This is a genomic window from Streptosporangium sp. NBC_01469 (genome assembly GCF_036227305.1).
Taxonomy (GTDB): Bacteria; Actinomycetota; Actinomycetes; order Streptosporangiales; family Streptosporangiaceae; genus Streptosporangium.
This window is the reverse complement of record NZ_CP109465.1, coordinates 2,295,207-2,314,028: the sequence shown is the minus strand read 5'-3', so window position 1 is coordinate 2,314,028 and position 18,822 is coordinate 2,295,207. Positions and strand designations below refer to the sequence as shown.

18 protein-coding genes and 2 pseudogenes are annotated in these 18,822 nt (G+C 67.2%); 12 read left to right on the top strand and 8 right to left on the bottom strand.

What is annotated here, in order from left to right; translation table 11 throughout:
* Window positions 1-13 precede the first annotated feature (13 nt).
* Window positions 14-790, top strand: coding sequence for a MerR family transcriptional regulator (locus OG587_RS10510; RefSeq protein ID WP_329089159.1), 777 nt, complete (start codon window positions 14-16; stop codon window positions 788-790).
* An 84-nt stretch (window positions 791-874) separates the two neighbouring features.
* Here the strand turns inward: OG587_RS10510 and OG587_RS10505 are convergent, their stop codons facing one another.
* A complete protein-coding gene (locus OG587_RS10505; RefSeq protein ID WP_329089157.1) occupies window positions 875-1,768 on the bottom strand; it encodes an SDR family NAD(P)-dependent oxidoreductase in 894 nt (297 codons plus the stop codon).
* A gap of 130 nt (window positions 1,769-1,898) precedes the next feature.
* A complete protein-coding gene (locus tag OG587_RS10500; RefSeq protein WP_329089155.1) occupies window positions 1,899-2,477 on the bottom strand; it encodes a TetR/AcrR family transcriptional regulator in 579 nt (192 codons plus the stop codon).
* A 332-nt stretch (window positions 2,478-2,809) separates the two neighbouring features.
* On the opposite strand from OG587_RS10500, the gene OG587_RS10495 reads away from it, so the two are divergent.
* The 4 genes and pseudogenes from OG587_RS10495 to OG587_RS10480 all read left to right on the top strand — a co-directional run bounded on the left by OG587_RS10495 (window position 2,810) and on the right by OG587_RS10480 (window position 6,829).
* The gene (locus OG587_RS10495) at window positions 2,810-3,337 is read left to right on the top strand and encodes an RNA polymerase sigma factor (protein ID WP_329089153.1); all 528 of its coding nucleotides are present in this window, start codon (window positions 2,810-2,812) and stop codon (window positions 3,335-3,337) included.
* Window positions 3,334-4,467, top strand: a complete 1,134-nt coding sequence (locus OG587_RS10490; protein WP_329089151.1) for a CU044_5270 family protein — start codon at window positions 3,334-3,336, stop codon at window positions 4,465-4,467. Before OG587_RS10495 ends, OG587_RS10490 begins: the two co-directional genes overlap by 4 nt.
* Before the next feature lie 256 nt (window positions 4,468-4,723).
* A pseudogene (locus tag OG587_RS47120) lies at window positions 4,724-5,641 on the top strand (DUF6891 domain-containing protein).
* Between the two features lie 162 nt (window positions 5,642-5,803).
* On the top strand, window positions 5,804-6,829 hold the full coding sequence (locus OG587_RS10480) for a hypothetical protein (RefSeq protein ID WP_329089147.1): 1,026 nt from the start codon (window positions 5,804-5,806) through the stop codon (window positions 6,827-6,829).
* Window positions 6,830-6,996: 167 nt separating this feature from the next.
* Here the strand turns inward: OG587_RS10480 and OG587_RS10475 are convergent, their stop codons facing one another.
* From OG587_RS10475 to rarD, 3 genes are read right to left on the bottom strand one after another with little or no spacing between them, the layout of a single operon-like run.
* Window positions 6,997-7,572 carry an HD domain-containing protein gene (locus OG587_RS10475; RefSeq protein WP_329089145.1) on the bottom strand — a complete coding sequence of 192 codons (576 nt, stop codon included), beginning with the start codon at window positions 7,570-7,572 and terminating at the stop codon, window positions 6,997-6,999.
* 12 nt (window positions 7,573-7,584) lie between these two features.
* Window positions 7,585-7,737, bottom strand: coding sequence for a hypothetical protein (locus OG587_RS10470; RefSeq protein ID WP_329089143.1), 153 nt, complete (start codon window positions 7,735-7,737; stop codon window positions 7,585-7,587).
* A gap of 30 nt (window positions 7,738-7,767) precedes the next feature.
* On the bottom strand, window positions 7,768-8,676 hold the full coding sequence (gene rarD, locus OG587_RS10465; RefSeq protein ID WP_329089141.1) for an EamA family transporter RarD: 909 nt from the start codon (window positions 8,674-8,676) through the stop codon (window positions 7,768-7,770).
* Window positions 8,677-8,812: 136 nt separating this feature from the next.
* Here rarD and msrA point away from each other — a divergent pair, with 136 nt between their 5' ends.
* The 5 genes from msrA (at window position 8,813) to OG587_RS10440 (ending at window position 12,671) form a co-directional block, all read left to right on the top strand.
* On the top strand, window positions 8,813-9,475 hold the full coding sequence (gene msrA, locus OG587_RS10460; RefSeq protein WP_329089139.1) for a peptide-methionine (S)-S-oxide reductase MsrA: 663 nt from the start codon (window positions 8,813-8,815) through the stop codon (window positions 9,473-9,475).
* 386 nt (window positions 9,476-9,861) lie between these two features.
* The gene (locus tag OG587_RS10455; RefSeq protein ID WP_329087702.1) at window positions 9,862-10,158 is read left to right on the top strand and encodes a transposase; all 297 of its coding nucleotides are present in this window, start codon (window positions 9,862-9,864) and stop codon (window positions 10,156-10,158) included.
* 2 nt (window positions 10,159-10,160) lie between these two features.
* Window positions 10,161-11,126: an IS3 family transposase gene (locus OG587_RS10450; RefSeq protein WP_329093759.1), complete on the top strand. Its 966-nt coding sequence runs from the start codon at window positions 10,161-10,163 to the stop codon at window positions 11,124-11,126.
* Between the two features lie 313 nt (window positions 11,127-11,439).
* Complete coding sequence (locus OG587_RS10445) at window positions 11,440-11,760, top strand: transposase (RefSeq protein ID WP_329089137.1); 321 nt, start codon at window positions 11,440-11,442, stop codon at window positions 11,758-11,760.
* Window positions 11,757-12,671: an IS3 family transposase gene (locus tag OG587_RS10440; RefSeq protein WP_329089135.1), complete on the top strand. Its 915-nt coding sequence runs from the start codon at window positions 11,757-11,759 to the stop codon at window positions 12,669-12,671. The genes OG587_RS10445 and OG587_RS10440 overlap by 4 nt, the downstream gene beginning before the upstream one ends.
* 92 nt (window positions 12,672-12,763) lie before the next feature.
* Here the strand turns inward: OG587_RS10440 and OG587_RS10435 are convergent, their stop codons facing one another.
* Window positions 12,764-13,396 carry an SMI1/KNR4 family protein gene (locus tag OG587_RS10435; protein WP_329089134.1) on the bottom strand — a complete coding sequence of 211 codons (633 nt, stop codon included), beginning with the start codon at window positions 13,394-13,396 and terminating at the stop codon, window positions 12,764-12,766.
* Between the two features lie 240 nt (window positions 13,397-13,636).
* On the opposite strand from OG587_RS10435, the gene istA reads away from it, so the two are divergent.
* Complete coding sequence (gene istA, locus OG587_RS10430) at window positions 13,637-14,878, top strand: IS21 family transposase (protein WP_329083819.1); 1,242 nt, start codon at window positions 13,637-13,639, stop codon at window positions 14,876-14,878.
* Window positions 14,878-15,684: an IS21-like element helper ATPase IstB gene (istB, locus tag OG587_RS10425; RefSeq protein WP_329093758.1), complete on the top strand. Its 807-nt coding sequence runs from the start codon at window positions 14,878-14,880 to the stop codon at window positions 15,682-15,684. Before istA ends, istB begins: the two co-directional genes overlap by 1 nt.
* A gap of 114 nt (window positions 15,685-15,798) precedes the next feature.
* Here istB and OG587_RS10420 read toward each other — a convergent pair.
* Together OG587_RS10420 and OG587_RS10415 are read right to left on the bottom strand one after the other, a co-directional pair.
* Window positions 15,799-16,245: pseudogene (locus OG587_RS10420) on the bottom strand (transposase); the annotation flags it as partial.
* A gap of 296 nt (window positions 16,246-16,541) precedes the next feature.
* The gene (locus tag OG587_RS10415; RefSeq protein ID WP_329089132.1) at window positions 16,542-18,776 is read right to left on the bottom strand and encodes a recombinase family protein; all 2,235 of its coding nucleotides are present in this window, start codon (window positions 18,774-18,776) and stop codon (window positions 16,542-16,544) included.
* Window positions 18,777-18,822 lie beyond the last annotated feature (46 nt).

Here is an 18,822-nt window from a genome sequence, read left to right as displayed (position 1 = left end):
ATGAGGAGTCGAGATGTGGCGGATCGGACAACTGGCGCACATGGCCGGCGTCTCGGAACGCACCCTGCGCCACTACCACAAAATCAGGCTGCTCATGCCCGCCGCGACAGACCACGCCACCGGCTACCGCTGGTACGGCGTGGCCGAGCTGTCCCGGCTCGAACGCATCCGCGCGTTGCGGCGCCTCGGCCTGCCGCTGCGTCAGATCGCCGACCTGCTGGAGGCTCCCGAGGCGCAGCTGCGACAGGCCGTGGCCGAGACCCTGACGGGCATCCGGCGTGACATCACCGCCCTGGCCACGACCGCGGCCCACGCGGAGGACCACCTCGCGACGCCGATGTCGATCCTGCCCCGGCAGACCACGGTGGGCCCGCGCCGCCTGCGCGTACGCCACCTACGCCTCGATCACCCGGCCAGGCTGGCCACCGTCTGCCCGGCACCGCCCGCGACCCTGCTGACCTGGCTGCGCCGGCCCCCGACCGGTGAGTTCACCGCGGCGGTGACCACGGACCTCGGCGGGGAGCAGCTCGTCCTGCCCGCCCGCACCGTCGTACGCGCCGTCGTCCCGCCCGCCACCGGCGTCGTCCAAGCCGGGCAGGACCTGTTCAGCTGGCTGGACCGCCACCACATGGACATCGCCGGCCCCAATGTGGAGGAGCACCTCGTGGACACCGACGGCGCGCAGGCCACCGTCCTGGAGATCCCCGTACGCAGGAGTTCGGCGCGAACTCTCACCGGCGAACCGCCCGTGCCCGTCATATCGGCCGGCGCTGCGAGCACGGCGGAATGATCGCGGGCCTCGGATGGATGTCGATGCCGGCTCATTCCTCCCTCGCCCCCGGTGCCGCAGTAGCCGTCCAGGTCCCGGGTCACTTCATGCGATCACGCTCGCGGGCGGAGTGAGCGGGGCCAACCGCCGGCTGAGCCCCAGGACGGCCTTGGCCGTTCGTGGGTCGGTGGCCGGGGCGAAGGGGGCGACAGGACGAGCCTCGGGCCCGATGACCAGGCCGGTCCGCCCGTCGAGTGAGGCGTCGGCCGCGGCGAGGATCGACGGCCGTGCCGCCACCGACGCGGAGCCGGACGTGGCGCGTTCGAAGGTTCGCCGGACCAGCGGCCAGAGCAGCCGCAGCCCCGGCGAGACGATCCTGGGTGACCGCATGGTGCCGTCGGTCATCTCGGTGGCCGCGCCGCCAGGATCGGCCGCGAAGACCGAGATGCCCGTGCCTCGCAGCCGCTCCGCCAGATCCAGCGTGTAAGCGAGGTTGGCGAGCTTCGCCCGGCCGTACCAGTGGAAGCCGTAGTAGCCGCCCGGCGGCTCGACGGCGCCGAAGGAGCGTTTGGCGACCCGGACCGAGCCCGAGGTGACGTTCACGATCCGGCTTGGCCCTCCGTCCCGGAGCGGTTCCAGCAGCAGTTCGGTCAACAGGTACGGGGAAAGGTGGTTCACGGCGAACGACGCCTCGATCCCGTCCACCGTCTGTCGCCGGTCCGCGAACATCGCCCCGACGTTGTTGACCAGGACGTTCAACGGCCCCTCCTCGGCGAGGCGGGTGGCGAGCGCTCGTACGGCACCGAGCGATGCGAGGTCCGCGGCGACGAACCTCGCCTCCGGACCGGTCGCCACCGCGTCGATCCGCTCGACCGCGCGGGCACCCCGCTCGGCGTTCCGGCCCACCACGGTCACCGCGTGACCGATCGCCGCCAGCCCCATCGCGGTCTCCAGACCGATTCCCCCGGTCCCCGCCGTCACCACAGCCCGTTTTCCCATCGCCCCACCCTTCGCCGGCCGGTCATCAACGGATAGCTATCCGCTTTTCGGGTCGCACCGTAGCATAAGCGGATAGCTATCCGATTAGGAAGACCGGACATGCTTCCGGGCCGGGAGTTCCGAACCGCCGTCAGCGCGGAGGGCGCAGTCCCTCAAGGAGAACGTCGAGGTAGATCTCCGCGTACTTGGCGTCATCGTCGCCGGAGCGGACCGCGTGCTCGATGCCGCAGAGCAGGCGGCGGACATCGTCCGCCTCGATGCCATGCCGGATGGCCCCCGCACGGCGAGCACGGTCAAGCAGTTCAGCGACGGCACGGTCAAGCTCGGCCTTCATCGCCGAGGTCTGCGCGTCGGCGTCGCTGGCGGATCCGAGCACCGCCGCGAACCCGGCGTCGTCCAGCGCGCGTCCGAGAGCGAAACGCAGAAGGCGATGCAGACCCGCGAGCGAATCCTCGTCGGCCGCCGCGGCCTGCGCCTCACGGACAAGCTGCTGGAAGCGTTCCGCCAGCAGCGCTTCCAGCAGCGCGTGCCGGTTGGGGAAATGCCGGTACACGGTCCCGACGCCCACTCCCGCGAGCCGGGCGATGGTGTTCAGCATGAGCGAGTCGTCGCCTTTGGCCAACTGCTCCCTGGCGACCTGCAACACCCGGGCGCGGTTGCGCGCGGCGTCCGCGCGCAACGCCGTCCCCCGCTCAGCGTTGGGTGTCACGGGCTCAGCCTAATCCCCGTCGACGAGCGCGGGCCGTACCGGCGGTTCACCGACAGGTCTTCACGGCTCACCGACAGGTCTCCACCGGCCGCGGACCGTGGGCCGGGCGAGATCCTCCACAGGATCGGGCGCGTCGACCACGTCCCCGTACGCGAACGGACGCGGGACGCCGGGATGCCGCCGCACGCGGTGCCGAAGGATCCGGCATCGCGCGGCGGGCGTCCCTGTGGCACCGGATCAGGAGGTGATTTGTAGTTGTTTGTAACATTTGAGGGTCTCGGCCCACTTCCTGGTGTTGAAGCAATTACCCGGGACGAAGGGGGGGCCAGGCGGTGACGGACGACTCACAGCGGTTCACCACGATGTACGACGAGTGCCGACAGCGGGTCTGGGCCTACGTGGTCAGTCAGGCGGGCAGGCAGATCGCCGACGAGGTGGTGAGCGAGACGTTCGCGATCGCCTGGCGGCGGTTCGACGACATACCGGAGCCCGCCCTGCCATGGCTGCTCGGCGTGGCCCGCAACGTGCTGCGCGACAACATCCGCGCCGAGATCCGGCGCGAGTCGCTCGCCGGCGAGCTGCGCGCGTGGACGGAGGAGGACCACGCCGATCAGGTGGCCGAACGCCTCGCCGTCATGACCGCGCTCGCCTCGTTGAACCAGGACGAACGCGAGCTGCTGATCCTGGTGGCCTGGCAGGGGCTCACACCGCGCGACGCGGCACGCGTCATCGGATGTTCCGCCGCGGCCTTCCGGGTGCGGCTCCATCGGGCCCGCAAACGGCTGGTCCAGGTGATGAGGTCGGCACCGGCGGCCCGCCCCCGAACCCGGGTGCGCAATCTCAGTGAGGAGTGGTCATGAACCCGATGGACCAACTGCGGGCGGCCCGCCCGGACCATCTCGACACCCCGGCCGACGAGCACACCCGGGCCGCCGAGCTCTCCCACGCCATGTCTCAGGCCAGGCCGGCGCGGACCCGCAAGACCGGCGTCCTCAGGCCCGGGTGGGCGCTCGGCCTGGCGGGCGTGGCCGCCGCCACCGCCGTGGCCCTGACGATCACCGCGACCGGCGGCACGACACCGGCCCCGAGCTCCCCGGCCGTCGCCGGGGACGAGCAGCCGGTGACGCGGTTGTCGGCCAAGCAGATCCTCCTCGTCGCGGCCGAGTCGTCACTCAAGGCCCGGCAGGGCAGCGGCGCCTACTGGTACGTCGAGAGCACGAGCGGCAACGCCCAGCAGGTGGGCACCAAGGTGCACTACACGGTGAACAGCCTGGGCCTCAGCCGGACATGGATCGCCCGCTCGCCGAAGCGGGAAAGCTGGTGGGTGTCCCAGAACCTCGGCACCAAACCCGCGCCCGACTCGGAGGCCGCCTGGAAGCAGGACGGCTCGCCGACCAGGTGGACGGTGACCGTGACCAAGAACGCCGACACCAGGGCACACCTGGCCGTCGAGGCCAAGGGCGGCAAGCCCTTCGGCAACGCGATCAACGTGGGCGACAAGGTCGCCGACCTGGCCGGCAAGAACGTCTCGGTGGCCGAGCTCCACGCTCTGCCCACGACCGCGGCCGAGCTGAAGGCGTACCTGCTCAAGGGGTACGAGGGGCACGGCACCGAGTCCAACGCCCCGCAGGATGCCGACTCCTGGCTCTTCCAGGTGACCGCGGGCCTGCTGAGCGACATGCCCGTCAAGCCCGATGTCCGGGCCGCGGCCTACCAGGTGCTCGCCGGGCTGGACGGCGTACGGTCGCTGGGTGAGGTGACCGACGCGCTGGATCGCAGGGGCCAGGGCGTCGCCCGAGCCGAGACGTGGCCCACCGGCGAGTTCGAGCGGCAGCTCATCGTCGACCCGCAGACCGGCATCCTGCTGACGGACCGGTTCGTGGCCGTCGCCCCGGCCGGGACCTACGGCTGGGCGAAGCCGGGCACCGTCGTCAACTGGAACGCGATCGTCAAGGCCGAGTGGACCGACCGGAAGCCGGTCAAACCGTAACGGCCGACGGTTTCGACGGGAGCGGGCGACCGCGGCCACGGGCCGCGGTCGCCCTTTCGTGACCGGACACTCCGAGCGACCCTGAGCCGGGATCCGGCTGACTCCGCAGGTCTACGCCTCGCCGGAGGTCAGGCCCACCACCGGATAGGTCGTGTCCGGTAGGTCTCGATGTCGGGCTGCGGTCGATCGTGCCCGGCAGGTGCCTCCTCCCCTCCGGGCTGGCCGTCTGCCCGCGCCCTGTGCCAGGGTGACGGGTATGTTCGCGATCACCGTACTGACAGAGGACGGTCACCGGCACGTCCGGGCAAACGCTGGGAAACTCGCCGAACTGGTCAACCGGCTGGGCGGTCAGGGCGACAGGTTCCTGGTCATGCAGCGGATTCCCGACCTGCCCGAGGTCTTCGTTCAGGTATGGCACGAGGATGGGGGCGACTATGTGCTGGAACACCGCGACGGAGCACCCGACCGGCACTTTCATACGGTGCTCGACAGGCCCGAGCCGATGATCACGGCCATGACCCGCTGGGCGTGCCTGGAGGAAGAATGGGACTCCGGGCTGAACTGGACCCCATTGGACCTGGGCCTCCCCGAACCTCCGCCTCCTCTCGAACTTGACGAGGACGAACGCAAGCAGCTCGACGCGCGCGTCCGCGAAGTGATCGTGGGCGGTTACGAGACGCGGGCGCAACTGACCGAGATCGCACAGGAGTATCTCGTGTCAGGGGACCGCCGCCCGGTCTCCCCCGAACAGGCGCGCCGGCTGGTGGACCGAATGTGGCTGGAACAAGTCGAGGAACAGGCCTCCTAGAAGGGGGAGACGGACCCGGAACGGCTCAGCCGGGCCTTCACCGCGCTGGAAGCCACGGGCATCACGGCGAGGGAGAACTTCACCTGCTGCCGTACGTGCGGTCAGGCAGAGATCAGAGAGGCGGGCTCACCGGATGCTCGAGGCTATGTCTACTTCCACGGCCAGTGCACGGACTCAGCCGCGGCCGGACATGGGCTGGCACTCCTGTACTCCGGGTTCGACGGCTCATCAGACACGACGGCGTCCATCGGACGAGAGATCGTGGCCGCACTCAGGGAAACCGGCCTCTCGGTGGAGTGGAACGGCGATCCCCGGCAGACCATGACCGTTGTCCCCCTCGACTGGCGCAAACGCCTCATTGGCTGAGAAGGTACCCCCTTGCACTCTCGGCAACGAGATGGCGGACCTCCGGGCGGCACTGGGACCCACACGCGTTATGTAGCGAAAGGTCCTGATCGTGATGAGGTCATATCCCATAGATGACCATGTCTCTGGTTCGCGTCGGCCCAGTTCAACAGGCTGTCAACCATGACGAACCTGCTCACCCGCCCCCACCCTCACCCTCACCAGGAAGCCCGCCGCAACCTGATGACCGCTCACCGCCCGCTGCTGTTGTGCGCGGCGGGCATGACCGTACTCACCGTGTTCAGCGGCATCGGAATGGTGATCGACGAGCGCACCGTGCTCGGCGAGCCGGTCTGGCTCAAGCCGTTCAAGTTCGCCGTGTCCTTCGCGCTGTACGCGGCCACGCTGGCGTGGATGCTCAGCAAAGTCCAGCGATGGCGGCGAACGCTCTGGTGGTTGGCCACGGTGGCCGTCCTGGGCTTCCTCCTCCCAGAGATCGCGGTCATCACCTTTCAGGCTGCGCGCGGTGTACGCAGCCACTTCAACTTCTCCACGCCGCTGGACGAGACCCTCTTCGCGATCATGGGCGGTGCGGCCTACCTGGGCTGGCTGATGACCTTCGCCGTGGGTGTCTTCCTCCTCTTCCAGCGCCGGCTCGACAGGGCGATGGCATGGGCGATTCCCCTCGGAATCGCACTGTCCCTCGGCGGCATGTCGATCGGCTACCTGATGACCAGTCCGACCCCGGACCAGGCGGAAGCGCTCAGGAACGGGCTGGAACCGACCACGATCGGGGCACACTCCATCGGCGGGTTCGACGGCGGCGCCACCATGCCGCTCACCGGATGGGCGACCGAGTCAGGCGACCTCCGCGTCGCGCACTTCGTCGGCCTGCACGCCCTGCAGGCACTCCCCCTGATCGCGGTCGGACTCCGGCTGCTCGCACGCCGCTTCCCCGTCCTGCACGACATGACGACCCGCACCGCCCTCGTGATCGTCGCCGCGCTCGGCTACGCCGGAGTCATCGGCCTCCTGCTGTGGCAGGCTCAGCGCGGCCAAGCCCTGGCCCACCCGGACGGCCTGACGCTGACCGCCGCGGGAGCCCTCCTGGCCGCAGTGGCGGTAAGCGCGGCAATCGTCGTGTCAGTACAGCAAGCTCGCCGTCTCTCCAGGACCACGTTCTCTCCGGAGAAGTACCGTCCGATTTAATCGAAACTGATTATGAGCCCCGCGGGTGACTTCGACCACGACGATGCCCGTACCGGCCGGTATCGCACGGCTCCGCCCGAGGCAACCGGCCACGTCTCCTACTCCGACGTCACAATCGCGCTTACGCATCTGCCGGACTCCCCCCGCGTAACTGAGCGCCAGGTGTCTCAGTCTCCGTTCAGGACGCGTTTCACCCATTCCAGCGAGCCCGTGCTGAGCGCCTCGTCCGCGAGGCGCTTCGCGGACGTCGTCTTCAGCGCGGCGAGTGAGCTGTCGATCCACGGCTGGACGTTCTGATGCCCCTGCTCGCGGTACTCGATGGCCTGGATCAGGCATTCCAGCTTGTCGGCGTCGCGGGCGCAGACCGCTTCGAGACTGGTCTTCTCCTCGTACTCGCCGACCGCGCCGCTCACCATCTCCGCCACCGGCTCCGGAACACCGCGCACCTGGTCGGCGGTGACCTCCTCGTTCGGCGCAGCCTTCAGGTACAGCTTGCCGAGGTAGGGGATGTCGGTGATGCGGGTCTCCTGCGTGTCGTGGAACAGGCTCATGAACGCCGCACGCTCAGGGTTGCCGCCTTCCAACGCCGTGATCACACTCGCGATGATCGCCGTCCGGAAGGAGTGGTCGGCGATGCTCTCGGGGTCCCGTACCCCCGCGACCAACCAGCCGGTGCGCTTGTATCGCTTGAGCAGCCCGATCTCGTACAGCAGGCCCGTCAGCTTCGACAGTTCCTCCGCCATGGAAGTCCCCTCTCACCTTCGGTGGATCATGCACAGAGCGTAGACGACCGCCTCCGGTTCCCGCTTGAACTGCGGCGACACGGTGGCCTCGCCGAGCCGGTAGGCCCGATGGTTGAGGTTCGCCACCTCGCGGACCTCAACGGCCAGATGAACCCGACGGTCCACGGTGATCCACCGTCATCTGCCGCGCGCTTCCTATGCCGGGACGGACTCGGGAGCCGCCCGGCGGGCCTGGGCGGCCGTCCGGAGGCTGTCCCAGGTGAAGACCGACAGCGCCAGCCAGATGACGCCGAACCCCAGCCAGCGGCTGGGCGGCATCACCTCCTGCACGACGAACACCCCGCACAGGAACTGCAGTATCGGCGCGATGTACTGCAGCAGGCCGATCGTGGTGAGCGGCACCCGGATCGCGGCGGAGGTGAAGCAGAGCAGCGGGACGGCGGTGACCACACCCGCTCCGGCCAGCAGGAGCGCATGGCCCGCTCCCGCGTTCCCGAAGGTGCTCGTCCCCTGCTGTCCCAGATAGAGCAGGTAGCCCAGCGCGGGCAGCAGCAGCACCAGCGTCTCGACCGTCATGCTCTCCACCGAGCCCACCCCGGCGATCTTCTTGACCAGCCCGTACGTGCCGAAGCTGACGGCCAGCACCAGCGCGATCCACGGCGGACGCCCGTAGTCGACGGCCAGGATGACCACCGCCACCGCGCCCAGCCCCACCGCGACCCACTGCCACCGCCGCAGCCGCTCCTTCAGCAGGAACACCCCGAAGAGCACGCTGACCAGCGGGTTGATGAAGTAGCCGAGCGCGCCCTCGACCACGTGGCCGCTGTTGACGGCGTAGATGTAGACGCCCCAGTTGACCGTGATGATCACTGCTGCCAGGACGAGGAGGCCGAGCTTCCTCGGGGTGCGCAGGAGCGCGCGGAACCAGGACCAGTGACGTCGTACCGCCAGGATGACGACGACGGCGACCAGGGACCACGCGATGCGGTGAGCCAGGATCTCCAGGGCGGCCGAGGGCTTCAGGAGCGGCCAGTACAGCGGGAACAGGCCCCACATGGTGTAGGCGGCGATGCCGTACAGGACTCCACGGCGCGTTTCAGGCATGACGCCCATCTTCGCTGCTTACTTGATTTAATACAATTTAGCAGTACTTTTCTATCTGTTAAGAGAGTCTTACGGGAACACGGGAAGGTCGCCCGCGGTTGCCTCCTGATGAGAACGTGTCAGGAGGAGGTTCACAATGGGCTGGCTGTTCGGCAAGGACAAGACGACGATGGTGTCCCCGGAGAACGCGCTCCCGGGCCGCCCCACACGGATCACGGCACCCGGCCGCCACATGGTCCTCGACGCCCCGCTCGCTCCGCCGTACCCCGAGGGAAGCGAGATCGCCGACTTCGGCCTCGGCTGTTTCTGGGGCGCCGAGCGCATCTTCTGGCAGACCCCGGGCGTGATCTCCACCTCGGTCGGCTACGCGGGTGGCTACACCCAGAACCCGACCTACGAGGAGGTCTGCACCGGCCAGACCGGCCACACCGAGCTCGTCCGCGTCGTCTTCGACCCCGCCAAGGTCTCGTACGAGGAGCTGCTGCGCGTCTTCTGGGAGGCCCACAACCCCACCCAGGGCATGCGCCAGGGCAACGACGTCGGCACGCAGTATCGCTCGGCGATCTACTTCCACTCACCCCAGCAGGAAAAGTCGGCCCTCACCTCGCGCGACGCCTACCAGAAGGTGCTCACCGAGTCGGGCTACAGCCCCATCACCACCGAGATCGCCCCGGCGGGGGAGTACTACTTTGCCGAGGAATATCACCAGCAGTACCTTCACCGCAACGTTAACGGGTACTGCGGGATCGGGGGGACCGGTGTCTCGTGCCCGGTTGGCCTGACTTCCGGCGAGGCGTAGACCTGCGGAATTAGCTAGATTCTGGCCCTGGATCGCCCGGTGCATCCGGTGTCGATCTTGGGCCAGAGCTGTTTTCGGCGACAAGTATCACTACAGGGTCAAGGCAGTCCGCCTGCGGCGGCCTGCGCGTCGGGCGGTCGCTGGCCGCGCTGCGGCTCTTCGGCCGGTCGCGGCCCGCGCCGCCCACGCGCCTTTCGCCCTTAACGAGGCTGCTGAGCTTCAAAAGTTCTTCATCGTGGCTTGTGATAAGCCTGCTCTATGGCTTGTGCGAGTCGGCAAATTGCGGCCGGCTCAACCTTTACAACGCTGTCGAGTAGATCAACACTGGCTCTCCCCTTGGGCTTTCCCTCGTAACGTAGAGACATCGCCTTAAAGGGGGAACGGCGATGTCTGAGACACGACGGAGGTTCGATCAGGACTTCAAAGACGGTGCGGTCCGGATCGTTGAGGAGACCGGTAGGCCGATCGTGCGGGTGGCCCAGGATCTGGGGGTCAATGCGGGCACTCTGGCCAACTGGGTGAACATGGCCCGGCAGCGGCGGCGAGCCGGAAACGGCGGCCTGGGCGAGGACGAGCGGGCCGAGTTGGTCCGGCTGCGTCGGGAGGTCGCCGAGCTGGCGATGGAGCGTGATGTGCTCAAGCGCTCGGTGGCCCTCTGGGTCAAGGACGCGATGGGCCGGTGAGCATGGCCGGCTTCATCGCCGCTCAGAGGGCCGAGCACGGTGTTGCGCACGCGGTTGCGTGCCGGGCGCTGGGGGTGTCGCAGTCCTGGTTTTATAAGTGGTCGCGGCGGGGGCGCGAGGGTCCTGGCGAGCGCGAACGCCGTCGGGCTGGTCTGATCGAGGCCGTCGTCTCGGCGTTTCATCAGCGCAAAGGCACTGAGGGATCACCGCGGATCACCGCCCGGCTGCGTCGGGCCGGTTGGCGAGTGAGTAAGAACACGGTGGCGAAGGTCATGGCTGAGCGCGCTTTGGCGGCCCGGCCCAAGACCAAGCGCAAGAACACCACCCGGCCGGGCCGGGGCCGGTGGCGGGCCGAGGACCATCTGCGGCGGGACTTCACCGCACCCGGGCCGGACGTGACCTGGTGCGGGGACGGCACCGAGATCCCCACCGCTGAAGGAGCGCTGTATCTGGCGGCCACCGAGGACTTGTTCTCCCGCCGAGTGCTCGGGTTCGCGATGAGCGCGCACAAGGGAGCCGCGCTGGCCACCGCGTCGCTGCAGATGGCGGTCGCCCTGCGGGGCGGTGGCGTCGCGGGTGTGAGGTTTCACAGTGATCAAGGGTCGGAGTACACCGCGGCCGACTTCCGGCGGGCCTGTGAGCGGATGGGCATCGTGCAGTCGATGGGGCGGGTCGGCTCGGCGCTGGACAATGCCGCGGCCGAGTCGTTCTTCTCCAGTTTGGAGTTCGAGTTGTTGCGCCGTGAGCCGTTCGCCACCCATGATCAGGCCCGTCGTGCGATCGCCGCCTGGATCGACGACTTCAACACGATGCGGCTGCATTCGACGAACGCGATGTTTTCGCCGGTGGAGTTCGAGCGGTTGGATCCGTCGGTTCAGCAGCGGTTGCGGGCCGCGGCACGGCAGCGCAAGGAGGACAAGAGGAAACGCAAGGCCGCTGCGCGGCACGAACGGAAGGAGGCGGCATGAGCCGCCGCGTTCTCCTGATCGAACACCTCGTGCGGGCCGGGGGATGCGCCGCGCAGTGTCCGGGGCCGCCTGCTCCGGCCTCAAGGGTCGCTGACGCGATCGCTGCGCGACGGCCTTCGGCCGCCCTTGACCCCGGAGACCTCTACGGCCCCTGGCGGCAGGAGTACGGGCAGGCCAGGGCCTGCCCCAGCGAGGACGCGCAGCGCACCAGCAAGATCCTAAAAGCGAAGATCACCACAACAGAAGTCTCTACGGTTCGAGGGGATTGCCACCCTCGTACCGTGGAGATCTGGCCTAAGGGGAAGGTTGGGTCATGGGGGAAACCAGACGTAGTTTCGATCCGGAGTTCCGGGCAGGTGCGGTGCGCATCGTGCGGGAGACCGGGAAATCGATCGCCCAGGTGGCCAAAGACCTGGGGATCAACGCAGGCACGTTGGCCAACTGGATGCAGATGGATCGGCTGGCTCGCGAGCAAAGCGCCACCGGCGAGCTGACCGAGTCCGAGCGCGAAGAACTGGCCCGGTTGCGTCGGCAGAAGGCCGAGTGGACCAAGGAGCGCGCTGAGCTGGAGATGGAGCGTGATGTGCTCAAACGCTCGGTGGTCTTGTGGGTGAGGGAGGCGACGGGCCGATGAGCATGGTGGCTTTCATCGCCTGCCAGAAGACCGACTACGACATTCCCCACGCCGTGGCCTGCCGGATCCTTGGGGTCTCGCAGTCCTGGTTCTATAAATGGCGCGAGCGCGCGCCGAGCGCCCGCCGACAGCGGCGTACCGAGCTGGATACGGCGATCGAGGCGAAGTTCGTCGCCTTGGGCGGAACCTACGGATCGCCGCGGATCACCCGGGACCTGCACGAGAAGGGCTGGCGGGTGTCGGCCAACACGGTCGCGGCCCGGATGGCCGAGCTCGGTCTGGTCGCCCGGGTGCGTAGGAAGCCCCGGTCGTTGACCCGCCAAGGGCGGCGGCCGGCGGCACCGGATCTGGTCGGCCGCCAGTTCACCGCCGTCGCGCCGGATGTGTTGTGGTGCGGCGATGTCACCGAGATCGTCACCGATGAGGGCAAGCTGTATCTGGCCACGGTCGAGGACCTGTTTTCACGCCGACTGCTCGGCTACGCCATGTCAGACCATCACGACGCCGCCCTCACGGTGGCCTCGTTGCAGATGGCCGCGGTGACCCGGGGCGGCGACGTCGACGGGGTGATCTTCCACTCCGACCGCGGCAGCGAATACAGTGCTGCCCGCTTCCAGGTCGCCTGCCGGCACTGGGGCGTGACCCAGTCGATGGGCCGGGTCGGCTGCGCGCTGGACAACGCCGCCGCCGAGTCGCTGAATTCCACGCTCAAGGTCGAGTTCGTTTACCGTCATCGGTTCGCCACCCGGGCCGAGGCCCGCTTGAAGATCGCTACCTGGATCACCGACTTCTACAACGCCCGGCGCCGGCACAGCGCCGCCGACGGGCTACCACCGATCATCTACGAACAGCAGATCACCGCCGCCAGAGCGGCCACCACGGCGAGGCGTCAGCAGTTCATCGCCGCATAGAAAAGTCTCCACGCTTTCAGGGGATTGCCAGGTATGGAGTGGACCAAGGCGCGGGAGTTCGCCCGCGCGAGGAAGAATGAATGCCTCTGCGATCAAGGCAAGTCAGGCTGTCGCGAGTGCCGATGTCGGCTGACGATCTGCCGTGTCCAGCGCATGTACCAGTCCAGGAACGGCACCGGCTCGCTCCAACCCCCATGCAGACGGCCTGACGGTTCGACAGCCCTCCAGGGGGCCGACGGCCACCAGTCCATGTCCTTCACCCATCCCATCTCGGTGAGCCAGACGGTGCCGGCGTACTCACCGTTCATGGCGAGCATGCTGATCCACGAGCATCCATGGCTGCACAGGAACATGGTTCCGGGCGAGGGCTTGTCCATCGACAAGGTGGGGTCTGCGCCATCGCCTGCGAGGCGCCGCAGTTGCCGCACATCATCCCGAGTCACCGGGAAGGGCTCCCACGGGTAGGCGGCGACCTCGGGTTCCTCCTGGAAGTACTCACGCTCCCGTTGGGTCTCTTCCACGATCCAATGCAGGTCGAGCAGGCGACCGGGAGAGACTCCCCGGCCGAATCGCAACAGGAACGACCGGAACTCGTCAGGAAGCGGCGCGCCGATCACTTCCTCAAGGGCCACAACCTCGGATTCCGGCAGAGGAACAGCCGTTGAGAGTTCAGCAAGCCGAGAGAGTTCAGCAGCCATCTCATCCAGGCCGATGTCTGATCGCATCACTTCTCCCCGCCAAAGGTTTCAACGCGCACAGGCTAACGGCGTCGAAGAGCAGGTGGCTGCGCCCGGCTTTGGGCGGCGTGCCTCAGCATCCTGCCACAGGCAGGGTGGTGCGATACTCGCCGAATTCCGCTCTATATTCATCGCGAGGACGTCAGTCACCTCGGTGTGTTGACGACGCGCGAACGGTGACCCCCTGGCGACGGCCGAATGGTGACCCCCTTGTAGTCACTCTGGAGGGTGATCAAGGTGGAGGACTGGGCGGAGATCCGCCGGTTGTATCGAGCCGAGGCGATGCCGATCAAGGCGATCGCTCGGCATCTGGGCATCTCGAAGAACACCGTGAAACGGGCGCTGGCGGCCGACAGCCCGCCGAAGTATGAGCGGCCGAGCAAGGGATCGATCGTGGACGCGGCCGAGCCGCAGATCCGGGCGCTGTTGGCGCAGTTTCCGACCATGCCCGCGACGGTGATCGCCGAGCGGATCGGCTGGACGCGGTCGCTCACGGTCCTCAAAGACCGAATCCGTGTGCTGCGGCCGCAGTTCAAGCCGGTCGATCCGGCGTCGCGGACCGCCTATCAAGCGGGCGAGCTGGCCCAGTGTGATCTGTGGTTCCCGCCGGTGAAGGTGGCGGTGGGAGCCGGGCATCTGGCCAGCCCGCCGGTGCTGGTCATGGTCAGCGGCTACTCGCGGTGGATGATGGCCCGGATGCTACCCTCGCGCACCGCGGGGGATCTGTTCGCCGGACACTGGGCTTTGTTGTCGGAGCTGGGCGCGGTGCCCAAGACGCTGGTATGGGACAACGAGAGCGCGATCGGCCGGTGGCGGGGCGGCAAACCGCAGCTCACAGCGGATGCCAACGCCTTCCGCGGAGCGCTGGGAGTGGGCATCCTGCAATGCAGGCCGGGCGATCCCGAGGCCAAAGGGATGGTGGAGCGGGCCAACGGCTATCTGGAGACCTCGTTTCTGCCCGGCAGGGAGTTTGCCTGCCCGCAGGACTTCAACGCCCAACTGGCCAACTGGCTCCCCCAGGCCAACAGCCGTCATCACCGGCGCATCCAGTGTCGGCCGCTGGATCGGCTGCACGTCGACCTGGCGGCGATGGTGGCGTTGCCACCGGTCGCGCCGGCCGTTGGCTGGCGCACCTCGACTCGGCTGGCGCGTGATCACTATGTGCGTGTCGCCTCGTGTGACTACTCGGTGCACCCCTCGGTGATCGGCCGCCTGGTGGAGGTGGTCGCCGACTTGGAGGAGGTCACCGTGACCTGCGGCGGGCAGCTGGTGGGCCGCCACCGGCGGTGCTGGGCGCCGCACCAGACCATCACCGATGCGCTGCATGCCCAAGCCGCTGCCGCGATGCGCCGCACCTGCCTGCGCACCGCCGCTGCCCCGGCCAAAGCCGAGGTCGAGGTCGAGGTCGAGGTCGAGCAGCGCCGATTGAGTGACTACGATGCACTGCTCGGCGTCGAGGGGGTGGCGTGATGGCCACCGCCCAAACCCAGCCGAGCAGTGGACGTAACGTCGCGGCCGAGTTGGCCTATCTGACCCGGGTGCTCAAGGCCCCGTCCCTGGCCGCGGCCATCGATCGGCTGGCTGAGCGGGCCAGGGCCGAGTCGTGGACGCATGAGGAGTTTCTGGCCGCGTGTCTGCAACGCGAGGTCGCCGCCCGGGAATCACACGGCGGCGAGGCCCGGATCCGCTTCGCCCGCTTTCCGGCCCGCAAGGCGTTGGAAGACTTCGACTACGACCACCAGCGTTCTCTTAAACGCGAGGTCATCGCACATCTGGGCACGCTGGACTTCGTCACCGCCAAGGACAACGTGGTCTTCCTCGGGCCGCCCGGAACCGGCAAGACCCATCTGTCCATCGGGTTGGGCATCCGGGCCTGTCAAGCCGGCCACCGAGTCGCCTTCGCCACCGCCGCCCAATGGGTCGCCCGGCTGGCCGACGCCCACGCCGCCGGCACGCTGCAGGGCGAGCTCATCAAGCTGTCTCGGATCCCGGTGCTGATCGTGGACGAGGTCGGCTACATCCCCTTCGAACCCGAGGCGGCCAACCTGTTCTTCCAGCTGGTCTCCAGCCGCTACGAGCGGGCAAGTCTGATCGTCACCAGCAACAAACCCTTCGGACGCTGGGGAGAAGTGTTCGGCGACGATGTCGTGGCCGCCGCCATGATCGACCGCCTGGTCCACCACGCCGAAGTCATCAGCTTGAAGGGAGACAGCTACCGCCTCAAAAATCGTGACCTTGGCCGCGTGCCAGCGGCCAATCCCAGCAATGACCAGTAACAATCAAGTACACGACAGGGGTCAGCTTTCAGACGCCGATAGGGGGTCACGGTTCGGACGACGTCGACACGGTGGCGCCGCGGAACTTGTCAAGCTTGGTGAGACACGGATGCTTTAGCTGATCTGTGCCTGTTTCTCTCGTTTGCCCGGGTCGTTGATCCATGCCGTGGTGGGAATCGCGGGTGGGGTTGGCCTCCTGCGAAACCGTCCGGGGTTGGCCTGGTAGGCGCTGTGCAGGGTCGCGGCCCGCTGGGTGCGGATCTGCTCTGCGGTGCCGAAGTGCACCGAGGCCGGGGTGTGCAACCCGATTCCCGAATGGCGGTGTTCGTGGTTGTAGTAAGTGAAGAACGCCTCGCAGAACGCGCGGGCGTCGTCGATGCTCCCGAACCGCTCAGGAAAGGCCGGGCAGTACTTCAGCGTCTTGAACGCCGCTTCGGAGTAGGGGTTGTCGTTGGAGGTTTTCGGCCGCGAATGTGAGCGGCTGATCTGCAGGTCGGCCAGCAGCGCGGCCACATCGCCCGAGGTCATCGAGGGGCCTCTGTCGGCATGCACCACGCTCGGCCCGCGGCCCCTGTGGCTCCGAACTCACACGTCCATCATCACGCACGCCGACACCCAGGTCGGCAGCAGTCAAGGTCACGATCGTCAACGGTCCTATCTCGCCCTAGTCGCAGCTCAGAAGGGTACTTCCTCCCGATGTCTCACCTGACCCTGCCAAAGAGGGCCTTGGCGTCCGTATGCGTCCTCTGAAGTCCTATGACGTCCGGCTACACCGGGCATGAAGTAAGAGAGCCGTCACCCTTGGGTAAGGGCAACGGTTCGTCTGCTCGCGGAAGACGTCCAGGACGTCCTGAGACTCAGGTCTCCCGCCAGATCGGTTCGAGGAGATCGGGATTGAAGGGCCTGCGACCTCCGCCGCTGGGATAGATGATCACCGCATGCAGGGCTTCGCGGATGTACGACCGCTTGATGGACAGGGGCAGGCCGCCCTCTTCCTCGGTGAGGTACCAGCGTCGCCGGATCTCGGCCACGTCCGTGGTGGACCGGGCCAGATGACGTTCGGCGGACGCCGTGAAGTTCTGCCCTTCCGCGCGTAGACGGCTGATGCGCTTTTCAAGGTCAGGCGCTGTGGAGAAGAACAATTCGTTGCTGATGTTCCCTGCGGCCCACTGGCTGCGGAGTTCTTCGAGACGAGCTTTCGTGTCCTCGTAGTCCTGCTTTCCTTCCCATTCGGCAGGACTGACGGATGCCGCTATCTGAACTTCTTCAAGCTTGGCCAGAACGGCTTCGGAGACGTACAGGTCAACCATGTCCCCACGCCTGCCGAGCCCACCGCAACCACCCACCGTCTTGGCAGGGCAGGAGTAGATGTGCTGGACACACTCCTTCACACGGGTGACGCGAAGGGAGGCGTTGCAGATCGAGCCATCGGGCTTAGTGCGTCCGCAACGTAGGAAGCCGGTCAGGAGGTACCGATGTTCCTTGAAGTCTCTCGCGAGGATGCTGCCGACTGTTCCGTCGGGGTAGATGTAATGACCCTTCCGTGTCTCGAAGATATTCTTGATCGCGATCCACTGCTCAGAGGTGATGATCGGCTGCCACTGGCCGACGATCGGGTCTCCCGAGGCATCTCGTACGAGCTCACCGTCGAGCTCTCTCCAACCGCACAGCCGAGCATTCGTGACCATGAGTTTCAGGGACCGTGAGCTCCAGTTGTTGCCAAGGGATGTCTTGATGTCCTTTCTCTGCCACTCGCCCACAATCGAGTTGAGCGAACGGCCGCTGATGACATCCATGGCTGCCTGCCGTACGAGGGGAGCCTCCCGAGGGTCGAGCGCCAGACGGTCGGGCAGCCAGCCGAAGGGGCGCGTTCCGCCGACGGGTACTCCCTGTTCTGCCCGTGTCCGGTGAGAGCGACGCATCCGGCGCTGCATCTTCCGGACTTCCATCTTGGAGATGACCGCGCCGAAGAGACCCATGCTCTCGGTGTCCTCGCTGTAGAGATCTTTCATCCCACGGGCGTCGGCGAACACGCGGCCGTCCCGGTATGTGATCGCCTCTACGAAACGTTCGTAGTCACCCGGACGACGGGCAAGACGGTCTTCGGCCACGATGACGACGCCCTGGACCGCCGTACCGTCGGAAAGCTCACCGGCACGAAGCGCTTTGAGCATCGCTTCGAAGCCGTCACGGACCACGTCGGCCTTGGCCGCGGACTTGTCGTTGTCCGTGAACTCGTGGACCACGGCCCAACCCTGTCGTGCCGCCGTCTTGCGGTTGAGTTTGTGCTGGTCCTGAACTCCGTGTTCGTCCCTCCTGATGTCTGCGGAGATGCGAGCGTAGGAGACGACGGGGATAGCCGAGCCGACCTGTGCCATGGGGACCTCCACAGGAATTATTGCCTGAGTGAGAGGTCTATCACCAGCAGTATCTGTACAAGAACCCGAAGAGCGTCCGTCATAGTCCGCCAACATCCGTGATCGAACTTCGTCGTTGTCACTCGCAACGTCACTCAGGCGGTCGGCAAGCCTTTCGCACAGACGCCTCACAAGGACGCCCAAAGCCGGGTCACGCTGCCCGGCAAGCACCTGCTGGTAGGCGGCCAGCGCCGTGCCGCGGGCCTTCCACGCGTCCGCCACGGCGTCGCCGCCGGGCAGGGCGCGCACCGCCCGGTAGTCGTCGTGATCCTTGGGGTCACCGGCGCGCAATCCCGGGTACATCTGGTTGGGCAGCAACAGGACGTACGCCATGCGCGACAGGGATGGGTCAGGGCCGATCCACAGATCGACCGTGTCCGAGCTGTACACGGTGGCGCAGAGGAGAACCACGCGGTGGTCGTCGGTCGCGCATGCCAGCAGTTGGATCCGCTCCGGGATGAAACCCGAGAACCGATATGTGAGGCGCACGGCCGCGCCCCGGTCGGGCACCTGCGGGTTCACCGTGACCGTCCAGCCGGTGATCTCGGCGGTCGTCGGGTAGACCTCGTCGCCGCGCACCACAGTCACTTTCCCGGCCGCTGGGCCCAGCTCGCCCGGCTCCTGCGGCCCGTTGCACGCGCCGACGAGCAGCAGTACGGCAGCGACAAGCCACACCCGCGAGATCGTGGCGCGTTTTTACCGTGAGTTGACCGTGCGCCGC